The organism is Pseudomonas sp. MF08875 (assembly GCF_059862525.1).
Genome location: NZ_JCBCUW010000025.1, coordinates 68875 through 89455, shown reverse-complemented (window position 1 = coordinate 89455; position 20581 = coordinate 68875). Strand labels below are relative to the sequence as shown.

The 20581-nt window shown below is 61.2% G+C and carries 18 protein-coding genes; all 18 read left to right on the top strand.

Features of this window, described 5'->3' with window-relative positions:
* Positions 1-1370, top strand: a 1370-nt coding sequence (locus AC19YT_RS16295) for a DUF2345 domain-containing protein (protein WP_500610619.1), incomplete at its 5' end; no start/stop codon positions are given.
* Entirely contained in the window at positions 1367-2995 is a 1629-nt protein-coding gene (locus tag AC19YT_RS16290) for a hypothetical protein (RefSeq protein ID WP_500610618.1), read from the top strand. The genes AC19YT_RS16295 and AC19YT_RS16290, both read left to right, overlap by 4 nt.
* Complete coding sequence (locus AC19YT_RS16285; protein WP_500610617.1) at positions 2992-4104, top strand: hypothetical protein; 1113 nt, start codon at positions 2992-2994, stop codon at positions 4102-4104. Before AC19YT_RS16290 ends, AC19YT_RS16285 begins: the two co-directional genes overlap by 4 nt.
* 336 nt (positions 4105-4440) lie before the next feature.
* Positions 4441-5367: a ketoacyl-ACP synthase III gene (locus tag AC19YT_RS16280; RefSeq protein WP_095110703.1), complete on the top strand. Its 927-nt coding sequence runs from the start codon at positions 4441-4443 to the stop codon at positions 5365-5367.
* A gap of 334 nt (positions 5368-5701) precedes the next feature.
* Positions 5702-7471, top strand: coding sequence for a flagellin N-terminal helical domain-containing protein (locus tag AC19YT_RS16275; RefSeq protein WP_500610616.1), 1770 nt, complete (start codon positions 5702-5704; stop codon positions 7469-7471).
* Positions 7472-7544: 73 nt separating this feature from the next.
* Entirely contained in the window at positions 7545-7889 is a 345-nt protein-coding gene (locus tag AC19YT_RS16270) for a flagellar protein FlaG (protein ID WP_095110701.1), read from the top strand.
* Between the two features lie 82 nt (positions 7890-7971).
* Positions 7972-9339, top strand: a complete 1368-nt coding sequence (gene fliD, locus AC19YT_RS16265; protein ID WP_500610615.1) for a flagellar filament capping protein FliD — start codon at positions 7972-7974, stop codon at positions 9337-9339.
* A gap of 128 nt (positions 9340-9467) precedes the next feature.
* Positions 9468-9872, top strand: a complete 405-nt coding sequence (gene fliS, locus AC19YT_RS16260) for a flagellar export chaperone FliS (protein WP_095110699.1) — start codon at positions 9468-9470, stop codon at positions 9870-9872.
* A 24-nt stretch (positions 9873-9896) separates the two neighbouring features.
* Positions 9897-10193 carry a flagellar protein FliT gene (fliT, locus tag AC19YT_RS16255; RefSeq protein WP_095110698.1) on the top strand — a complete coding sequence of 99 codons (297 nt, stop codon included), beginning with the start codon at positions 9897-9899 and terminating at the stop codon, positions 10191-10193.
* Between the two features lie 171 nt (positions 10194-10364).
* Complete coding sequence (locus AC19YT_RS16250) at positions 10365-11840, top strand: sigma-54 dependent transcriptional regulator (RefSeq protein ID WP_500610614.1); 1476 nt, start codon at positions 10365-10367, stop codon at positions 11838-11840.
* 128 nt (positions 11841-11968) lie between these two features.
* The gene (locus AC19YT_RS16245; RefSeq protein ID WP_500598447.1) at positions 11969-13174 is read left to right on the top strand and encodes a sensor histidine kinase; all 1206 of its coding nucleotides are present in this window, start codon (positions 11969-11971) and stop codon (positions 13172-13174) included.
* Positions 13175-13179: 5 nt separating this feature from the next.
* On the top strand, positions 13180-14559 hold the full coding sequence (locus tag AC19YT_RS16240) for a sigma-54-dependent transcriptional regulator (RefSeq protein ID WP_095110695.1): 1380 nt from the start codon (positions 13180-13182) through the stop codon (positions 14557-14559).
* Positions 14560-14687: 128 nt separating this feature from the next.
* Positions 14688-15017, top strand: a complete 330-nt coding sequence (gene fliE / locus AC19YT_RS16235; RefSeq protein WP_095110694.1) for a flagellar hook-basal body complex protein FliE — start codon at positions 14688-14690, stop codon at positions 15015-15017.
* Positions 15018-15032: 15 nt separating this feature from the next.
* Entirely contained in the window at positions 15033-16820 is a 1788-nt protein-coding gene (gene fliF / locus AC19YT_RS16230; RefSeq protein WP_095110693.1) for a flagellar basal-body MS-ring/collar protein FliF, read from the top strand.
* Positions 16813-17832, top strand: coding sequence for a flagellar motor switch protein FliG (gene fliG, locus AC19YT_RS16225; protein WP_095110692.1), 1020 nt, complete (start codon positions 16813-16815; stop codon positions 17830-17832). The genes fliF and fliG overlap by 8 nt, the downstream gene beginning before the upstream one ends.
* Before the next feature lie 10 nt (positions 17833-17842).
* Positions 17843-18697, top strand: coding sequence for a flagellar assembly protein FliH (gene fliH / locus AC19YT_RS16220; RefSeq protein ID WP_500610613.1), 855 nt, complete (start codon positions 17843-17845; stop codon positions 18695-18697).
* A complete protein-coding gene (gene fliI / locus AC19YT_RS16215) occupies positions 18687-20045 on the top strand; it encodes a flagellar protein export ATPase FliI (protein ID WP_095110690.1) in 1359 nt (452 codons plus the stop codon). The genes fliH and fliI overlap by 11 nt, the downstream gene beginning before the upstream one ends.
* A gap of 6 nt (positions 20046-20051) precedes the next feature.
* On the top strand, positions 20052-20501 hold the full coding sequence (fliJ, locus tag AC19YT_RS16210) for a flagellar export protein FliJ (protein ID WP_095110689.1): 450 nt from the start codon (positions 20052-20054) through the stop codon (positions 20499-20501).
* Positions 20502-20581 lie beyond the last annotated feature (80 nt).

Genomic DNA, 20581 nt, shown 5'->3' with positions numbered 1-20581 from the left:
GGGCGAACTTCGGCCAGCACTTCACCCCGCGCATCGGCAGCGAAGTGCTGGTGGACTTTTTCAACGCCGACATCGACCAACCCGTGGTGGTCGCCCAGCTCTACAACGGGGTCGCCACACCGCCGTTAGCGGCCTCCATCAGCGGCGTGCACACCCAGGTGCTGGACGGCCAACCCGCCAGCCAATGGCAGTTGGACGACAGCCCAGGACAACTGCGCCAGGGGTTGCTCAATGACACCGCGCAGAGTCGCCTGGCGTTGGGCTACCTGGTGGCCACCCAAGACACCCAGCGCGGTGTCTACCTGGGCCGGGGGTTTGCCCAGTCCACCGGCGGTTGGGGACAGGTTCGTGCGGGGGATGGCCTGCTGCTGTCCACCAGCCTGCAACCCCGGGCGGGTTCGACCCAGATGAATATGGAAGCGGCCCGAGGCCAGTTACGCGGCGCCATCGCCGCCGCCGAGCGGCTCGACCAAGCCGCCCGGCAGGCATTGGCAGGTGCCGCAATGGCGTCTTGCACCGCGGCCTTGAGCGAGGCGCTCGACCCTCAGGGCGACGCCCGCTACCCCGCCCGGGTCAACGGCCAGGACGCCACCCAACCCGGCAGCGGTTTACCGGTAGAACGCTTCGGCGCCCCGCACCTGGTGCTGGAAACCCCGGCCGACCTGCTCCTCGCCACGCCCGCCAGCAGCAACGCCTTTGCCGCGCAGCAGCTGCAACTGACCAGCCAGCACGACCTGCACCTAAACGCCGGGCACAACATTGCGGCCATCAGCAGCGCCAACCTGCACCTGTACACCGGCGAAGGTGGGGCCAAGGTCATCGCCCAGGAAGGGGCGGTCGGCCTGCAAGCCCACGCCGAGCGCCTGGAGCTACTGGCCGACCAAGGCGCCACCTTCACCGCCACGGCGGGGCGCATCGACCTGATCGCCAAGGACACCCTCGTCCTCCAAGCGGGGGCCAGCCGCATCACCCTGCACGGCGCGGATATCACCTTTGCCTGCCCCGGGGTGTTCAGCGTCAAGGGCAGCGAGCATCCGTTGCTGAACGGGGCAAACAACCAGCCGCAAATACCCGCACTGCCCAGGTCTCAGGCCATGCCGGGGCCGGCGGCGCAGTGGGTGGCGGTGAACTATCGAGATGAGCAAACCCGTCAAGGCATTCGCGAGGCGGATTATCAAATTCAGCAACACAAGGGCCCCCAACACGCCGGCAACTTGAAGCCCCAAGGCGACGCCCGCCACGACAACGTGCCGCCGCAGCAGGTGGCCCATGTGAAATATCGGTTGCCGCTCGGTGAGAACGAATCAAACCGCGCGGCCCCCGAGGACATCGCCAAAGTCACCTCCGTTCAATCGAGAGAACGTTCATGAACCAGATAGTCAAAAATGATTCGGGCACCCAGGTTCCCGCCGACGACGTCCGTATCGCCCTGGCCTATGTCACGGGGGCGCCCGAGAGGTTGTTCGACGCCAGCATCGACAGCGCCCTCTGGCTATGGGAAGCCATTCAAGGGGATTTCAACCAGGACCGCAGCACCGGGCAAATCGCCTTCGACGCGGCGATTTCCATGGTGCCGCTGGTGGACCAGATCTGCGACATGCGCGACTTGGTCGCCAACTGCCGCGAACTGCAAAAAGACCACAGCAACACCTGGGCCTGGGTCGGCCTGTGCCTGACCCTGATCGGCCTGTTTCCGGTGCTCGGTTCCCTGGTTAAAGGTGTGCTGAAAATCTTCTTCCTGTTTATCCGCCGCTCCGGTGGCCATGCCGTGGAGAAGGCCGTGGACGAGGCGATGACCTGGGTCATTACCTTGCTGCGTAAAAAGGAGGTGATGACGTACTGGGATGCTCTCAAGTGGGGCCAGGTGTTCAAGGAACTGGCTGACGCCATCAAGAAGGTGCGCAATCAGATAGACGTCTTGAGGTTACTGCACGCCTTCGACCGGGGCATTGCCCTGCTCAACACCTTGCTGGGCAAAGTCAAATACGTCCCTGGGGCCGCCGCCAAGGCCGAGCAAACCCTGAACATGGTCAAGGCCGTGCGTTTGCAAGCCAACGCCCATATCGGCAAAGCCCTGCAACCGATACGCGACGCCCTCGACATCGTGATCCGCCGGTTGGAAATGGAAGACCTGATGCAGCATCGGGCGATCCTGAACACGGTGAATGTGCACTTTCACGGCGGATTGCCCGAGGCACTGGCGGTGAAATTGATGCGGGATGCGAAGCCGTTGCCGGGGTGGTTGAGTCGGGGGGAGCCGGGGGTGTTTAAACCTCTGGATCTGGAGGATGGCATCAAGATCGTCAATAACGAAGCAAAGAATGGGTACCCCGTTCTAAATGCAAAACAGATCCAAACCTTCGCCGAAGGGATGAAGGCAGTTGAACTGGTAGGCCCCCTACGCCTTTACCGCATCATAGGCCCCGGCAGTGTCGCCGGCGCCCAGGACTGGGTCACGGAAGCCGTGTTCAAGCAAATCATGGATTCAGCCAACCCCAAATCTGCCTGGCGCAAGTACCTGGCAGTGTGGCCGGACTGGAACGTCAACGGCCAGTTCGTGGTGTACGAACTCAAGGCCGGGGAAACCCTCAAGGTCTGGAAAGGCCCCGCTGCGTCCCAGGTCAAAGCGCCCAAGGCTGGTTTGCCGGATCGCTATCTAGAGGGCGGCTGGGAGCAAATCAAGTTCGATGCCAAGTTCATCCGCAACAGCGCCGGCGAAAGCACCGCTGAAGCCTTCGACACCCTGACCTACTACCGCGTGGATCGCCAGACCGGTCGCATGGAACCTGCCCCGGACATGAACTACGAGCGTTACAAGAACCTGTCGCCACAAGAACAGGAGTTCTATGAGTGCCTGCGTGAAAAAATCAATCACCCCGCCATCAGCGGCCCCTTTGATACCACCTGGGGCATGACCGACTTTGATACCCAACTTAATAACGTGCGCCTCGGCCTACCCAACTTGCCGGGACAAATTACGGAGTTTAAAAAATGAATCCGCTTTATCCGATGACCCCAACTTATCACCTGTCCCTGTGGCAGAAACGCCAAGCGGCAATGCTCTATTACTACTCGTCGCAAAGTTACTTGGACGCGTTGTTGCCGAAGATCGACGAGTTGATCGTTATGGCTGAGATGCTTTTGGAGCGCCGTTCGATTCTCGACCCCCTGATGGTCAGCGAACGCTGGGGCGTGCGCGATACCGCAGCCAACTGGAGCACCGGTGGGTTTCCAGCCTTGATCGAGTACAGGGAAAACACCATGTGGGATATGGCCAAGCGCGCCGACCAGTGCTACGGCATCACGGGAACCAATCAATGCGCCCATATGCTGGGCGAGTTTTCAATGCAATGGGCCACTGCAGAACAGGAGAAAGCGTTTCGCGAGCAGGCTGAAAAGGTATTTGCGTACGGATTTAAAATTGATGGTGTCGCTCGTCGGGGTTGGCGAGACACCACTTTTTGGTTCATCTGGGAGGAGGCCAAAAATTATTTTCCTCGTTTGCCTAAGTTCAAAGTGCATTTGGATATTGAAGGCGAGACCAAAAAAATTCCTCCGCGTACGGGAGTCTATGTACCCCAGGATGACCCATATGGAGCCTTACAATTTGGCTGGACGGGTGGTGGCGTAGGTATGTTCAAACCACTAGAACCGTGCAGAACTTTCAATGAAATTGGGTTAGATGCTCTAAAGACTATCGGCCGGGCAGGGCTGTGGGGCGACGAAGCCGCTTTAATGAAGTTTATGCAGCAGGAACATTACACACATATCTTTCCAGAGCCTAAAGAGCCGGCTTACTACCAAGTAATGAACAAGGCCTTCACTTACCGCCCCTGCAAGTGGTACTTCGTCGAACTTCTCGAAGGTGAGTTTGAAGACAGCGACCCCGACGCCATGGCCGACGCGCCGGGCAGCGAACCGCAGCACCCGCCGCGCAAAGCCAGCGGCGAGCCGTGCCCCCACGCCGGTTGGTGGTTCAGCCCCGCCCGTGAAGGTTCGCGGCAGTATTTCCGTGATGGCGCAATTTTTCCCAAGCTGGAAGGCGACTACGGCTACACCTTCTGGCTCTGGAGCCCGGATCAGTCCAGGCCAACGCTGTGTTGAGCCCGATGCTGGCAATGCGGGACACCTGCTTTGTGGGGCTCCCAGACCCAGACGGCTTTCCACGGGGGGGGAGCTGGAATGGGCACGTTGACGACACAATCACGCCAGGTTTTGCACAAAGCGCGCAAAATAGAGTGACCTGTGAGTCACAAAGCGCATCTTCACTGTATCGTGTGAAACGGGTAGGCGGTCGCCGGGCCTTTGCAGGGTCGATTTCCATGGGCACGGCAACCACTCGCGGCGCGTTTCTCATGTCGTGAAAGCCCCCGTTTATTGTCAGCACCGCACCCCCCGTGGCGCGGTGTTTTTCAGTTATCTGAGTATTGGGAAGCCACAATGATTGGCATAAAAAGCATCGCCAGTTACGTGCCAGCGAGTGGGCTTGATAACTACGCCCAAGGTGCAAAATTCGAGAAGGATGAAGAGTTCATCCTCGGCAAGATCGGTTCGGCGTTCCTGCCGCGTAAGGACGCCGACCAAGAAACCTCCGACCTGTGTGTCGAAGCCGCCCGGGCGTTGTTCGCCAACAACCCTGATTTGCGCCCTGAATCCATCGACGTGCTGATCGTCGTCACCCAGAACGGCGACGAAGAGGGCCTGCCCCACACCGCGGCCATCGTCCAGGACAAATTGGGCCTGCCGACCAACGTGGCGGCGTTCGATATCTCCCTGGGCTGCTCCGGCTACGTCTATGGCATCTATGCCATCAAAGGCTTCATGGAAGCCACCGGGCTGAAAAACGGCCTGCTGATTACCGCCGACCCGTACTCGAAAATCGTTGACCCCGAAGATCGCAACACCACCATGCTTTTTGGCGACGCCGCCACCGCCACCTGGATGGGCGAAGACGCGGCTTGGCAGTTGGGCAAAGCCAAGTTCGGCACCGACGGTTCCGGTGCGCCGCACCTGAAAGTCAGCGACGGCGTGTTCTATATGAACGGCCGCCAGGTGTTCAACTTCGCCCTGCTTAAAGTGCCGGCCCATTTGCACGAGTTGCTCGCCGAATCCAGCCTCACGCCCGACGACATCGACGCCTTCTGCATCCACCAGGGCAGCGCGGCCATCGTCGACGCCGTGGCGCGGCGTTTTGAGGGTGAGCCGCAGAAATTCCTCAAGGACATGGTCGAGACGGGCAACACCGTGTCCTCGAGCATTCCACTGCTGTTGGAAAAGCACGTGCTCAACGCCGACTGGCAGCGTGTGGCCATCAGCGGCTTTGGCGTAGGCCTGTCCTGGGGCTCGGCGATTCTCTATCGCCCTTGAGGGCTTGAACCCGCCCCTCACAAAAACGCCCATGGCCGCAAAAGCCCTGGGCGTTTTTTTATGGCTTGGCCTGTTGTGGGTCTAGCTCTGTGGAATGTGCTCTTTTGGAATATGTCGCTCCCACAGCGTTATCCCCCGCAGAGGTGTTTGGTTGCCCGATTCCCCTGGCTAAATCCTTGAAAAGCAAAGGGGTGGCACCTTGCTAGTAAAAAAAATCAAAAAAGCCCTCAAGCAACCTGCTTTCACGACGATAACTATTACGAAGGTTCTCTAGGCCACACCCGGCGGTTGCCAGGGCCGGAAGCCGCAGTATCCAACCAACGAGGAATTCGTCATGGCTTTATCAGTAAACACCAACATTACATCGTTGACCGTTCAGCGGAACCTGAACAAAGCCGGCGATGCCCTGGGCACCTCGATGACCCGTCTGTCTTCCGGCCTGAAAATCAACAGCGCCAAAGACGACGCCGCCGGCATGCAGATCGCCAACCGTCTGACCTCCCAGGTCAAAGGTATGACTGTTGCGATCAACAACGCCAACAACGGTACTTCCATCGCTCAGACCGCTGAAGGCGCGATGCAAGAATCGACCAACATTCTGCAACGTCTGCGTGAGTTGGCCCTGAACTCCGCGAACGGTGACAAAAGCCAGGCTGACCGTGACTCCCTGCAACAGGAATTCACCGCCAAAGTGGGCGAGCTGACCCGTATCGCTGCTACCACCACTTTCGGTGGTCGTAACCTGCTCGACGGTTCCTTCCAGAACGTTGGCTTCCAGATCGGTTCCGACGCTAACCAGACCATCTCGTTCGGCATGAGCGACATCAGCGCCACTGGCCTGAAAGGTACTTACAGCGAAGCAACCGTTGCTGGTTCGTTGACTTCGCTGTCGGCTTCGGTGACTGGTAATCCGGTTACTCTGCCAGGTGGCACTCCGGCGGGTACCACTACCACTCCATTTGTACGTTCGGATGCTTACACTGCTCCTACCGGCGCTGAAACATTCAAAATTAATAATACGGATGTAACCATTCGTGCAAACGCCACCATTGATGAGGCTATTGCAGACATCACTGCTGCTGGTATTACCGGTGTAGTGGCTGGCAAAAACGGTGCAGGAACCAGCCTCACGCTGACTTCGGCTGCAACCATCTCGGTTACTGGCACTACCACAACTGGTATCGGTGCAGCCACTGAAACCGCTGGCACCACGACCCCGATTCCAGCAGTTGCGGGCAAACTGGATGCCAAGGTAGAAATCAACATCAATGGCACCAACGTGGCATTGGCTGTCGGCGATGACATGACTGCAATTGCCGGCAAAATCAATGCTAAAACCGCTGATGTTGCAGGCCCTCCTGTTGTTCCCGGTACTGGGGTCAAAGCAGCCGTTTCTGCTGAAGGTCGTTTGGAACTGACATCGACTGACGGTAAAGCCATCAAGCTGGGCAACGGTACTACCGCCGCGAATGCTAACGGTGGCGCAGGTGCACTGGCTAAGTTGGGTCTGTCCGCAGGTAGCACTGAAGCCAAGCTGACTTCGGCGACTTCGGTTAGCCTGAACGGTACTGAAGTGAAGTTCACTGCTGGTTCGACCATGGCTGACATCGTTTCTTCCATCAACAGCGCCAGCACCGGTGTAACTGCCAGAATCGACACCAAAAATAACACCCTGAGCCTGTTCTCCACCAAAGACATCACCGTAGCTGACGGTAGCAGCGGCACTGGCCTGGCCACGCTGGGTCTGACCACCGCAGCGGCAAATACGACTGCTGCTGTAAAAATGGATACTACAGTAGCAGGCCTGAGCATCTTGAACTCTGATAGCGCTCAACAAACCATCCAGGCTCTGGACGGCGCTATCCAGCAAGTTGACACCCAACGTTCGCAGCTGGGTGCTGTACAAAACCGTTTCACCAGCACCGTTGCTAACCTGCAAAGCATCTCGGAAAACTCCACCGCAGCCCGTAGCCGCGTACAGGACGCCGACTTCGCTTCTGAAGCCGCCGAGCTGACCAAGCAACAAACCCTGCAACAGGCTTCCACTGCGATCCTGTCCCAGGCCAACCAACTGCCATCCGCTGTTCTGAAGCTGCTTCAGTAACATCGGTATCGGTTGACTGACGGAAGGGCGCGTATACGTGCCCTTTCGTTTTTTTCAGTTTTGAGGTGATGACATGGACATGAGCATCAAGCTGAACGCGGCTTACCCCGCTGGTGCAACCCAAGCCAGTGGTACCTCTGCTGCCCAGGCCGCGCCTGTTGCAGAGACTGATCCAACCACTGCCGAGGAACCGCAGCGCGTGGCATTGGAAAAAGCCGTAACCGATATACGTGAGTTCGTTCAGGCGACCCAACGCAACCTGGACTTTTCCATCGACGACAGCACCGGCCGTGTGGTCGTCAAAGTGATCGCCACCGACAGCGGTGAAGTGATCCGACAAATTCCATCGGAGACTGCGCTCAAGTTGGCGCAGAACCTGAGCGATGCCAGCAGCCTGTTGTTTCAGACCAAGGCTTGAGCTGGCACGAATTGTGTTTCTGACTGCTTAATAGGTGTTTGTGCGCCAATAAAGCGGCAGCGACAGAACAAGGAGATGACAAATGGCGAGTTCAACGATTTCCGGCCCGGGTTCGGGCTACGACACCCAAGGCATCGTTAAGGCACTGGTGGGCGCCGAGAAGGCACCCAAGCAGGCTCAGATCACCAAGCAGCAGACTGCCGCTACCGTTCAGCTGTCGGCTGTGGGCACGGTCAAGGGTTCGCTGGAGGCCTACCGGACGGCGATCACCAAGTTGAACAACGTCTCGGCCTTCAATGGCCTGGCGGCTACGTCCTCCGAAGACAAAAACGTCAAAGTCACCCTGGGCGATGGCGCCTCCAGCGGTAAATACGTGGTCGTGGTCAGCGAGCTGGCGACCTCTTCCAAAGCCACCACCAAGACGTTTACCGGCGGTGCTTCGGGTGTGGCCAACACCAGCGAAGAGAACCAGACGCTGACCATCACCCAGTCGGGCAAAAGCTACGATGTGCTGATCCCCGGTGGCGCGACCCTGACCCAGGTGCGCGAGTCCATCAACACCCAGCTGTCCGCGCAAGGCATCAGCGCCAACGTGCTGAGCGACGCCAACGGCTCTCGCCTGGTGATCGGCTCCAGCAACGGCGGTGTGGGCACCGACATCACCTTGAGCGGTAATGCCGAGTTGGCCGTGGGTTACGACAAGGGCCCGGCCGCGCAAAACGCCAAGTACACCATCGACGGTATCGCGATGGAGTCCACCAGCAACAAGATCACCTCGGCCATCAGCGGCGTGACCCTGGAGCTGGTTGCCAAGGACAAGGACAAACCGATCACCATCAACGTGGAAAGCAACACCGGCACCTTGAAGGCCTCGGTGCAGTCGTTCGTCACCGCCTATAACGCGCTGATGACCAGCATCAACACCCAGACCAAGGTCAACGCCACCGGCGACACCGCGACCACCACCGCCGGTGCCCTGACGGGCGATGCGTCGATGCGCCAATTGGTCGCCAGCCTGCGCAGCGAACTGGTCAACAGCTCGGGCTCCAGCGCCATGAGCGGTTTGTCGCAGATGGGCATTACCACCGACCAGAAGACTGGCCTGTTGACCCTCGACGACAAGCAGTGGGACAAGGCCGTGGTCAAAGGGGCGGGCGATATCGCCAAGCTGTTCACCGGCGACAAAGGCTTGATTAGCCGCATGAACAAGGCCACGGAAAGCTACGTGGGCACCACCGGGTTGCTGGCGACGCGGGTGAAGGACCTCAACACCAAGTTGACCGAACTCACCACGCAACAGACTGACCTGGACCGGCGTATCGAGAGCTTGCAGGCATCGCTGAGCGCCAAGTACACGGCCATGGACACCATGATCGCGAAGATCAACGCCAGCAGCTCCAGCATCATGACCACGCTTAACTCGCTCAATAATCCGAAGTCGTCGAACTGATAGCGGCGGGGCACTGCGGTGCTCCGCGCAGCTGGGTGCCGCCGGGCAAGGTTAAAGTTTTTGGCGGCGCAGTCGAGACACTGGTGAGAGCAAACCTATTGGCCCAAGGCCTGTAACGAGGTAGCAACATGAACCCTATGAGAGCCCTTCGTGCGTACCAGAAGGTCAATTCCCACGCGCAGATTTCTGAGGCCAGCCCTCATCGCCTGATCCAGATGCTGCTTGAGGGCGGTCTCGATCGCCTGGCTCAAGCCAAGGGTGCATTGGCCCGTGGCGATATCCCGCAAAAGTGCGTGCTGATTACCAAAGCCATCGACATCATCACCGGCCTGCGCCAGGGCCTGGATGAAGAGAAAGCCGAAGATCCGGCCGCGATCCAGCAACTGGACAGCTTGTACGAGTACATGAGTGCCCGGTTGGTACAGGCCAACACCAGCAACGACCCTGCGATCATCGACGAAGTCGCCCGCCTGTTGATTACCGTCAAAAGCGGTTGGGATGCGATTGCGGCCCAAGAGACGGCGGCAGAATAGGCCCGCGGGCCTGAGGAAGATGTCATGAGCCAAGCCCTGCAACGGATTGAGCAAACCCGCGTCGCGCTGATCGATGCTTTGGCTGAACGCAACTGGAATGCCATCGGCGAGCTGGATGTGGCCTGCCGTAGCTGTGTAGACGATGTGTTGAGCGAGGCGCCGGTGGACGAAGCGGCGTTGCGTGAAAATCTGGAGGGGTTGCTGGTGGTCTATAAACAGCTGCTGGAAGTGGCCACCGGGGAACGTCAATCGATAGTCGACGAGATGTCGCAGATCACCCAAGCTAAAAATGCGTCAAAGGTTTACCATCTGTTCGGTTGATCCAGGTCAGTTAATCCGAATCTGATGCGCCATAAATTTGACTGTGCGCGTTTTTTTGACTTAACTAGTGCTGTTTTCAGATTTCAGACGTCTTAATTTCAGAAATGTCTTACAGATGTCTAGCTGCCCCGTCTTTCAGGGCATTGAGTTGACTAGGGAAGTTGCTATTGCATGTGGCGTGAAACCAAAATCCTGCTGATTGATGACGATAGCGTCCGTCGCCGCGACCTGGCGGTGATTTTAAATTTTCTGGGCGAAGAAAATTTACCTTGCGCCAGCCATGACTGGCAGCAAGCGGTCGGCTCTTTGTCATCCAGTCGAGAAATCATCTGCGTCCTGATTGGCACGGTGAATACGCCGGGCGCCGTCTTGGGCCTGTTAAAGACACTCTCGACCTGGGATGAGTTCCTTCCGGTTTTGTTGATGGGCGATATTTCTGTCGTTGACCTGCCCGAAGACCAGCGCCGCCGCGTGCTTTCTACCCTGGAAATGCCCCCCAGCTACAGCAAGTTGCTCGATTCCCTGCACCGTGCCCAGGTCTACCGCGAGATGTACGACCAGGCCCGCGAGCGCGGTCGTCACCGCGAGCCCAACCTGTTCCGCAGCCTCGTCGGCACCAGCCGGGCGATCCAGCACGTGCGTCAGATGATGCAGCAAGTGGCCCACACCGACGCCAGCGTGCTGATCCTCGGCGAGTCCGGCACTGGCAAGGAAGTGGTCGCGCGCAACCTGCACTACCACTCCAAGCGCCGCGACGGGCCTTTTGTGCCGGTCAACTGTGGGGCGATTCCCGCCGAGTTGCTGGAAAGCGAACTGTTCGGCCATGAGAAGGGCGCCTTCACCGGCGCCATCACCAGCCGCGCCGGGCGTTTCGAGCTGGCCAATGGCGGCACCCTGTTTCTCGACGAAATCGGCGACATGCCGTTGCCGATGCAGGTCAAGTTGTTGCGGGTGTTGCAGGAGCGCACTTTCGAGCGCGTAGGCAGCAACAAGACCCAAGGCGTGGACGTGCGCATCATCGCCGCCACCCACAAAAACCTTGAAAGCATGATCGAAGTGGGCAGTTTCCGTGAGGACCTGTACTACCGCCTCAACGTGTTCCCCATCGAGATGGCGCCCCTGCGCGAGCGGGTCGAAGACATCCCGCTGCTGATGAACGAACTGATCTCGCGCATGGAGCACGAAAAGCGCGGTTCGATCCGCTTCAACTCGGCGGCCATCATGTCGCTGTGCCGTCATGGCTGGCCGGGCAACGTCCGCGAGCTGGCCAACCTGGTGGAGCGCATGGCGATCATGCACCCGTACGGGGTGATTGGCGTGGTCGAGTTGCCGAAGAAATTCCGCTACGTCGACGACGAAGACGAACAACTGGTGGACAGCCTGCGCAGCGACCTGGAAGAGCGCGTGGCGATCAATGGCCACACGCCGAACTTCGCCGCCAGCGCCATGCTGCCGCCCGAAGGCCTGGACTTGAAGGACTACCTCGGTGGCCTGGAGCAGGGCTTGATCCAACAGGCGTTGGACGATGCCAACGGTATCGTGGCGCGGGCCGCCGAGCGCCTGCGCATTCGCCGCACCACCTTGGTGGAGAAGATGCGCAAGTACGGCATGAGCCGCCGCGACGGTGATGAACAGGCGGATGATTGACGCCTGTTTTTTAACCTGCTGAAAACCCTCGCGTTTTTTTCCGGCACGGGTATTGCTATAGGTCTCGTAACCTTCCGTTTAACTGACGGTCAGCCACACGAGATAGCCTTATGCCCCACGCCGCCCCGATGCCTCCTGCCCCTGATACCCAGGCGCAATCGTCGTCCGTAGAGCAGGCGAGCCGATTGGGGCTTGAGCAGGCGTTCGCCCTGTTCAATCAAATGTCCAGCCAACTGACCGACTCCTACAGCATGCTCGAAGCGCGGGTTACCGAGCTTAAGGGCGAATTGGCCGTGGTCAGTGCCCAGCGCATGCAAGAACTGGCCGAGAAAGAACGCCTGGCCAATCGCCTGCAAAACCTGCTCGACCTGTTGCCGGGCGGCGTCATCGTGATCGATGCCCAAGGCAGGGTGCGCGAAGCCAACCCGGCGGCGAGCGAGTTGCTCGGCTTGCCGTTGGTGGGGCAGTTGTGGCGCCAGGTCATTGCCCGCTGCTTCGCCCCGCGCGAGGACGACGGCCACGAAGTGTCCCTCAAGGACGGCCGGCGCCTGTCCATCGCCACCCGTTCCCTGGACGCCGAGCCCGGGCAATTGGTGTTGCTCAACGACTTGACGGAAACCCGGCACCTGCAAGACCAATTGGCACGCCACGAACGCCTGTCGTCCCTGGGCCGCATGGTGGCGTCCCTGGCCCATCAGATCCGCACGCCGCTGTCCGCCGCTCTGCTGTATGCCAGCCATTTGACCGAGCGTGAGTTGCCGGTGGACACCCAGCAGCGTTTTGCCGGGCGCCTCAAGGAGCGCCTGCACGAGTTGGAGCATCAGGTGCGCGACATGCTGGTGTTCGCCCGTGGCGAGCTGCCGCTGACCGACCGCATCACCCCGGGCGCCCTGATGCAGGCCCTGCAAGCGGCGGCCCTGACCCACGTGCAGGCATTGCCGGTCCGCTGGCAGTGCGACAGCCATGAGGGCGAGTTGCTGTGCAACCGCGACACCCTGGTGGGGGCGCTGCTGAACCTGATTGAAAACGCGATCCAGGCCAGCGCCGGTGAGGTGCGCCTGAAAGTTCATGTATATCGCCGGGGCAACAGCCTGCGTATCAGCGTCAGCGACAGTGGCTGTGGCATCGAGTTGGGCGTGCTCGAACGCCTCGGCGAGCCGTTCTTCACCACTAAAACCACCGGGACAGGCCTGGGCCTGACCGTGGTCAAGGCGGTGGCCCGGGCACATCAAGGACAATTGCAGTTGCGCTCGCGACTGGGTCGCGGCACGTGTGCCACGGTGACCCTGCCGCTGTTTTCCGCTGAACAGCCCTGCGTTCAAGGGGCGGAGTAAAAGTCATGGCAATCAAGGTGTTACTGGTGGAAGACGACCGTGCGTTGCGCGAGGCCCTGGCCGATACGCTGCTGCTCGCCGGGCATGACTACCAGGCTGTGGGCTCGGCCGAAGAGGCGTTGCAGGCGGTGGCGGGCGAGGCATTCAACCTGGTGGTCAGCGACGTCAACATGCCAGGCATGGATGGCCATCAGTTGCTCGCCCTTTTGCGCGCCCGCCAGCCCCAGTTGCCGGTGTTGCTGATGACCGCCCACGGCGCCGTAGAGCGGGCGGTAGACGCCATGCGCCAAGGCGCGGCGGATTACCTGGTCAAGCCGTTCGAGCCCAAGGCCCTGCTGGACCTGGTGGCGCGCCATGCCCTCGGCAACCTGGGCGCCAGCGACGGCGAAGGCCCGGTGGCCTTCGAGCCGGCCAGCGCGCAGTTGCTGGAACTGGCCGCCCGGGTGGCGAAAAGTGATTCCACGGTGCTGATTTCCGGCGAGTCCGGCACCGGCAAAGAAGTTTTGGCGCGCTATATCCACCAGCATTCCCACCGTGCCACCCAGCCGTTCATTGCCATTAACTGCGCGGCGATCCCCGACAACATGCTGGAGGCCACCCTGTTCGGCCACGAGAAGGGCTCGTTCACGGGCGCCATCGCCGCCCAGGCCGGCAAGTTCGAGCAGGCCGATGGCGGCACCCTTTTGCTCGACGAGATTTCCGAGATGCCCCTGGGCCTGCAAGCCAAGCTGCTGCGGGTGTTGCAGGAGCGTGAGGTGGAGCGGGTCGGCGCCCGCAAGCCCATCAGCCTCGATATCCGTGTGGTGGCCACCACCAACCGTGACTTGGCCGGTGAAGTGGCGGCGGGGCGCTTTCGTGAAGACCTCTACTACCGCCTCTCGGTGTTTCCCCTGGCCTGGCGCCCGTTGCGCGAGCGCACCGCCGATATTCTGCCGCTGGCCGAGCGTTTGCTGGCCAAACACGTCAATAAAATGAAGCACGCTGCCGCCCGATTGTCGCCTCAGGCCCAGGCTTGCCTGATGGCCTACCCATGGCCAGGCAACGTGCGCGAGTTGGATAACGCCATTCAGCGAGCGCTGATTTTGCAACAGGGCGGCTTGATCCAGCCCCAGGACTTCTGCCTGGCCGGGCCGGTGGCCTGTGCACCATTGCCAGCCTTGGGTGCGCCGACAGTACCGCCCGATTGCGCCGAACCCAGCACCGCCCTGGGCGATGACCTGCGCCGCCGTGAGTTCCAGATGATTATCGACACCCTGCGCGCCGAGCGCGGGCGGCGCAAGGAAGCGGCTGAGCGCCTGGGCATCAGCCCGCGCACCTTGCGCTACAAACTGGCGCAAATGCGCGATGCCGGCATGGATGTCGAGGCTTATTTGTTCGCCACATGATGGCTCATTGACATCGGTCAAGTCGGCTTTTGTTTTTTGCTGCCCCGTAGCTGGCACCCTTGTTGCTAACACCACCTTAGCTGCTGTGAGAGTGTCAAAAAATTGCGTGTTGTCGGAGAGAGTGGACCATGAGCCAAGGTATTGAATTCAATCGGTTGATGCTGGATATGCGGGCCATGCAAATGGACGCCATGTCGCAATCGAAAACCGTCGCCGCCGTGCCGCAAATGGCCGGCAACAGCTTTTCCGAAATGCTCGGTTCGGCCATCAACAAGGTCAACGATACCCAGCAGGCGTCGAGCCAGTTGTCCACCGCCTTCGAAATCGGCAAGAGCGGCGTTGACCTGACCGACGTGATGATCGCCAAGGAAAAGGCCGGGGTTTCGTTCCAGGCACTGACCCAGGTGCGCAACAAACTGGTCCAGGCGTACCAAGACATCTCGCAGATGCCGGTCTAAGGAAGATATTGAGTCATGGCTGATGCAGTCGCCGATAACGTTCCGGCCAAGGTAGCCCCGCCCGAGGGCAAGCCGCCGCTGTTTGGTTTGTCCTTCCTGGAAAACCTCTCCGAGATGACCATGTTGCGTCAGGTCGGCCTCATGGTCGGCCTGGCCGCGAGCGTGGCGATTGGCTTTGCCGTGGTGCTGTGGTCGCAGCAGCCGGACTATCGGCCGCTGTACGGCAGCCTGGCGGGGATGGATGCCAAGCAGGTCATGGACACCCTGGCCACCGCCGACATCGCCTACACCGTGGAGCCCAACTCCGGGGCGCTGCTGGTCAAGGCCGATGACCTGCCGCGCGCGCGCCTCAAGCTGGCGGCAGCGGGGGTGACCAATGGCGACGGCAATATCGGTTTCGAGATCCTCGACAAGGACCAAGGCCTGGGCACCAGCCAGTTCATGGAGGCGACCCGTTACCGTCGCGGCCTGGAAGGCGAACTGGCGCGCACCATCTCCAGCCTCAACAACGTCAAGGGCGCCCGTGTGCACCTGGCGATCCCGAAAAGCTCGGTGTTCGTGCGCGACGAACGCAAGCCCAGCGCTTCGGTGCTGGTAGAGCTGTATTCGGGCCGCTCCCTGGAGCCGGGCCAGGTGCTGGCCATCGTCAACCTGGTGGCCACCAGTGTTCCCGAGCTGAGCAAATCCCAGATCACTGTGGTCGACCAGAAAGGCAACCTGCTCTCCGATCAGGCGGAAAACTCCGAACTGACCATGGCCGGCAAGCAATTCGACTACAGCCGCCGCATGGAAGGCATGCTCACCCAGCGCGTGCACAACATCCTGCAACCGGTGCTGGGCAACGACCGCTACAAGGCTGAAGTCTCGGCTGACGTCGATTTCAGCGCGGTGGAGTCCACCTCCGAACAGTTCAACCCGGACCAGCCTGCGCTGCGCAGCGAGCAGTCGGTCAACGAACAGCGCACCGCCAGCAATGGCCCGCAAGGGGTGCCCGGCGCGCTGAGCAACCAGCCGCCAGCCCCGGCCTCGGCGCCGCAGACCACCGGCGGTGCAACCGCCGCGGCCGGCATGGTGCAACCCGGCCAGCCGCTGCTGGATGCCAACGGCCAGCAGATCATGGACCCGGCCACCGGCCAGCCGATGCTCGCCCCGTACCCGGCGGACAAGCGCCAGCAATCGACCAAGAACTTCGAACTCGACCGCTCCATCAGCCACACCAAGCAGCAGCAAGGGCGCCTCAACCGCCTGTCGGTGTCGGTGGTGGTGGACGACCAGGTCAAGATCAACCCGGCCAATGGCGAAACCACCCGCGCACCGTGGAGCGCCGATGAACTGGGCCGCTTCACGCGCCTGGTGCAGGACGCCGTGGGCTTCGATGCCAGCCGTGGCGACAGCGTGAGCGTCATCAACATGCCGTTCTCCGTCGAACGTGGCGAAGTGATCGCCGAAATTCCGTTCTACTCCCAGCCCTGGTTCTGGGACGTGGTCAAGCAGGTGCTGGGTGTGCTGTTCATCCTGGTGCTGGTGTTCGGCGTGCTGCGGCCCGTGCTCAACAACATCACCGGCCACGGCAAGAACCGCCAGTTGGCCGGCCTGGGCAGCGACATGGAACTGGGCGGCATGGGCGGCCTCGATGGCGAACTGGCCAACGACCGCGTCAGCCTCGGCGGCCCGACCAGCATCCTGTTGCCGAGCCCGAGCGAGGGCTATGACGCCCAATTGAACGCAATCAAGAGCCTGGTGGCTGAAGACCCGGGCCGCGTGGCCCAGGTCGTGAAAGAGTGGATTAACGCAGATGAGTGATAACCGAGCCGCCATCGCCAAGCTCACCCGTGTGGACAAGGCTGCGATCCTGCTGCTGTCTTTGGGTGAAACCGACGCCGCACAAGTGCTGCGCCACATGGGCCCCAAGGAAGTGCAACGGGTCGGCGTGGCCATGGCCCAGATGGGCAACGTGCACCGCGAGCAAGTCGAGCAGGTGATGAGCGAATTCGTCGATATCGTCGGCGATCAGACCAGCCTGGGCGTGGGTTCTGACGGCTACATCCGCAAGATGCTCACCCAGGCCCTGGGCGAGGACAAGGCCAACGGCCTGATCGACCGCATCCTGCTGGGTGGCAACACCAGCGGCCTGGACAGCCTCAAGTGGATGGAGCCGCGCGCCGTGGCGGACGTGATCCGCTACGAGCACCCGCAGATCCAGGCCATCGTGGTTGCCTACCTGGACCCGGACCAGGCCGGCGAAGTGCTCGGCCACTTCGACCATAAGGTGCGTTTGGACATCATCTTGCGGGTATCGTCGCTGAACACCGTACAACCGGCGGCGCTCAAAGAGCTCAACCAGATTCTCGAGAAGCAGTTCTCGGGCAACTCCAACGCCTCGCGCACCACCCTGGGCGGCATCAAGCGTGCGGCCGACATCATGAACTTCCTCGACAGCTCCATCGAAGGCCAGCTCATGGACTCGATCCGCGAAGTCGACGAAGACCTCTCCGGCCAGATCGAAGACCTCATGTTTGTGTTCAACAACCTGTCCGATGTCGACGACCGTGGCATCCAGGCCCTGTTGCGCGAAGTCTCCTCCGATGTGCTGGTGCTGGCCCTCAAGGGCTCGGACGAAGGCGTCAAGGAAAAGATCTTCAAGAACATGTCCAAACGTGCTTCCGAGCTGCTGCGCGACGACCTCGAGGCCAAGGGCCCGGTGCGCGTCAGCGACGTGGAAACGGCGCAGAAAGAAATCCTCACCATTGCCCGCCGTATGGCCGAAGCCGGAGAAATCGTTCTCGGCGGGAAGGGCGGCGAAGAAATGATCTAAGGCTCGATCAATGTCCAGCAATGATGAGCACTCCGACCTGATCCGTGCCCGTGACGTCAGTGGCCTTGACGTCTGGGCGCTGCCCAGCTTCGACCCGCACAAGCCCGAGCCGGAACCTGAGCCCGAGCCTGAAGAAGTGCCGGTGGAAATGGAGGAAGTGCCGCTGGAGGAAGTCCAGCCCATTACCCTCGAAGAACTCGAAAGCATCCGCCAGGAGGCCTACAACGAAGGCTTCGCCACGGGGGAGAAGGAAGGTTTCCACAGCACCACGCTCAAAGTGCGCCAGGAGGCCGAACAGGCCCTCAACGCCAAGCTGTCGAGCCTGGAGCGGCTGATGGCCAGCCTGTTCGCGCCGATTGCCGAGCAGGACACCCAGATCGAAAAAGCCATGGTCAACCTGGTGGAGCACATCAGCCGCCAGGTGATCCAGCGCGAATTGAGCCTGGATTCGAGCCACGTCGAAATGGTCATCCGCGAAGCCCTCAAGCTGTTGCCCCTGGATGCGCAGAACGTGCGGCTGTTCATCAACCCGCAGGATTTCGACCAGGTCAAAGCCCTGCGCGAGCGCCATGAAGAGCAGTGGCGCATCGTCGAAGACGCCAGCCTGCTGCCCGGCGGCCTGCGGGTGGAAACCGCCCACAGCCGCATCGACGCCACGGTAGAAACCCGCCTCAAGCAGGCGCTGGACAAGCTCTTCGACCAATTGCACGAACAGGTCCTGCACCCGGCCGCGGCCGATATCAGCCTCGACCTGGCGGCCGTGGAGCGCGAGGCGCGGGCGGCCAAGCCTCAGGCCCCGGCCGAAACCCAAGCCCAGACCGAAGACACCGCCGAGATTGGCCCGGACGCCGACGATGCGCCTTGATCGCACCAGTTTCGCCAAGCGCCTGGGCAGCTATGCCCCGGCCATTGAACTGGCGGGGCAGCCGATCCTCGAGGGGCGCCTGCTGCGCATGGTCGGCCTGACCCTGGAAGCCGAAGGCCTGCGCGCCGCCATGGGCAGCCGCTGCGTGGTCATTAACGACGACAGCTATCACCCGGTGCAGGTCGAGGCGGAAGTCATGGGCTTCTCCGGCAGCAAGGTGTTCCTGATGCCGGTGGGCAGCGTCGCCGGCATCGCGCCGGGCGCGCGGGTGGTGCCTCTGGCCGACACCGGGCGCCTGCCCATGGGCATGAGCATGCTCGGCCGGGTACTCGACGGCGCCGGCCGTGCGCTGGACGGCAAGGGCGGGATGAAGGCCGAAGACTGGGTGCCCATGGACGGGCCCGCCATCAACCCCCTCAAGCGCAACCCCATCAGCCAGCCGCTGGACGTGGGCATTCGCTGCATCAACGGTTTATTGACGGTGGGCCGTGGCCAGCGCCTGGGCCTGTTCGCCGGTACGGGCGTGGGCAAGAGTGTGCTGCTGGGCATGATGACCCGCTTCACCGAGGCCGACATTATCGTCGTTGGCCTGATCGGCGAGCGGGGCCGGGAGGTCAAGGAGTTCATCGAGCACATCCTCGGTGAAGAAGGCCTCAAGCGTTCGGTGGTGGTGGCCTCGCCCGCCGACGATGCGCCGCTGATGCGCTTGCGCGCAGCCATGTACTGCACGCGCATCGCCGAATATTTTCGCGACAAGGGCAAGAACGTCCTGTTGCTGATGGACTCGCTCACCCGTTTCGCCCAGGCCCAGCGGGAAATCGCCCTGGCCATTGGCGAGCCGCCCGCAACCAAGGGCTACCCGCCCTCGGTGTTCGCCAAACTGCCGAAACTGGTGGAGCGTGCCGGTAACGCCGAGGCCGGTGGCGGCTCGATCACCGCGTTCTACACCGTGCTGTCCGAGGGCGATGACCAGCAAGACCCCATCGCGGACTCGGCGCGGGGTGTGCTCGACGGCCACATCGTGCTGTCCCGGCGCCTGGCCGAAGAGGGCCATTACCCGGCCATCGATATCGAAGCGTCCATCAGCCGGGTCATGCCCTCGGTGGTCACCCCCGAACACATGAAGCGCGCCCAGCAGTTCAAGCAGTTGTGGTCGCGCTTCCAGCAGAGCCGCGACCTGATTAGCGTGGGCGCCTATGTGGCCGGTGGCGACCGGGAAACCGACATGGCCATCGCCCTGCAACCGGCGATGGTCACCTACCTGCGCCAAGGGTTGAACGACAACATCAGCCTGGCCGAGAGCCAAAGCCACCTGGCGTCGGTGTTCGCCCCGGCCCCCGGCGGCTAACCGGCCATGGCCCAAAGCCGTGCAACGCGCCTGGCCCCCGTGGTCGATATGGCCGAAAGCGCCGAGCGCAGTGCTGCCCAGCGCCTGGGACATTTCCAGGGCCAGGTGCAATTGGCGCAAAGCAAGCTCGGCGACCTGGAACGCTTTCGCGCCGAATACCAGCAGCAGTGGATCGAGCGCGGCAGCCACGGGGTGTCCGGGCAATGGCTGATGAATTACCAGCACTTTCTCAACCAACTGGAAACCGCCGTCGGCCAGCAGCGCCAGAGCCTGGCCTGGCACGAAAACAATCTCAACAAGGCCCGCGAAGCCTGGCAGCAGGCCTACGCCCGGGTCGAGGGCCTGCGCAAACTGGTGCAGCGCTACGTTGACGAGGCGCGGGCGCTGGAAGACAAGCGCGAGCAAAAACTGCTGGATGAACTGTCCCAGCGCCTGCCGCGCCACGACGTCTATTGAGGATTTATTTGGCCATTGGCCAGTGTCTGCGGTTGCCCGTATCTCTACAGGCTGCTACACCTTGTACAGGTTGCCAATGA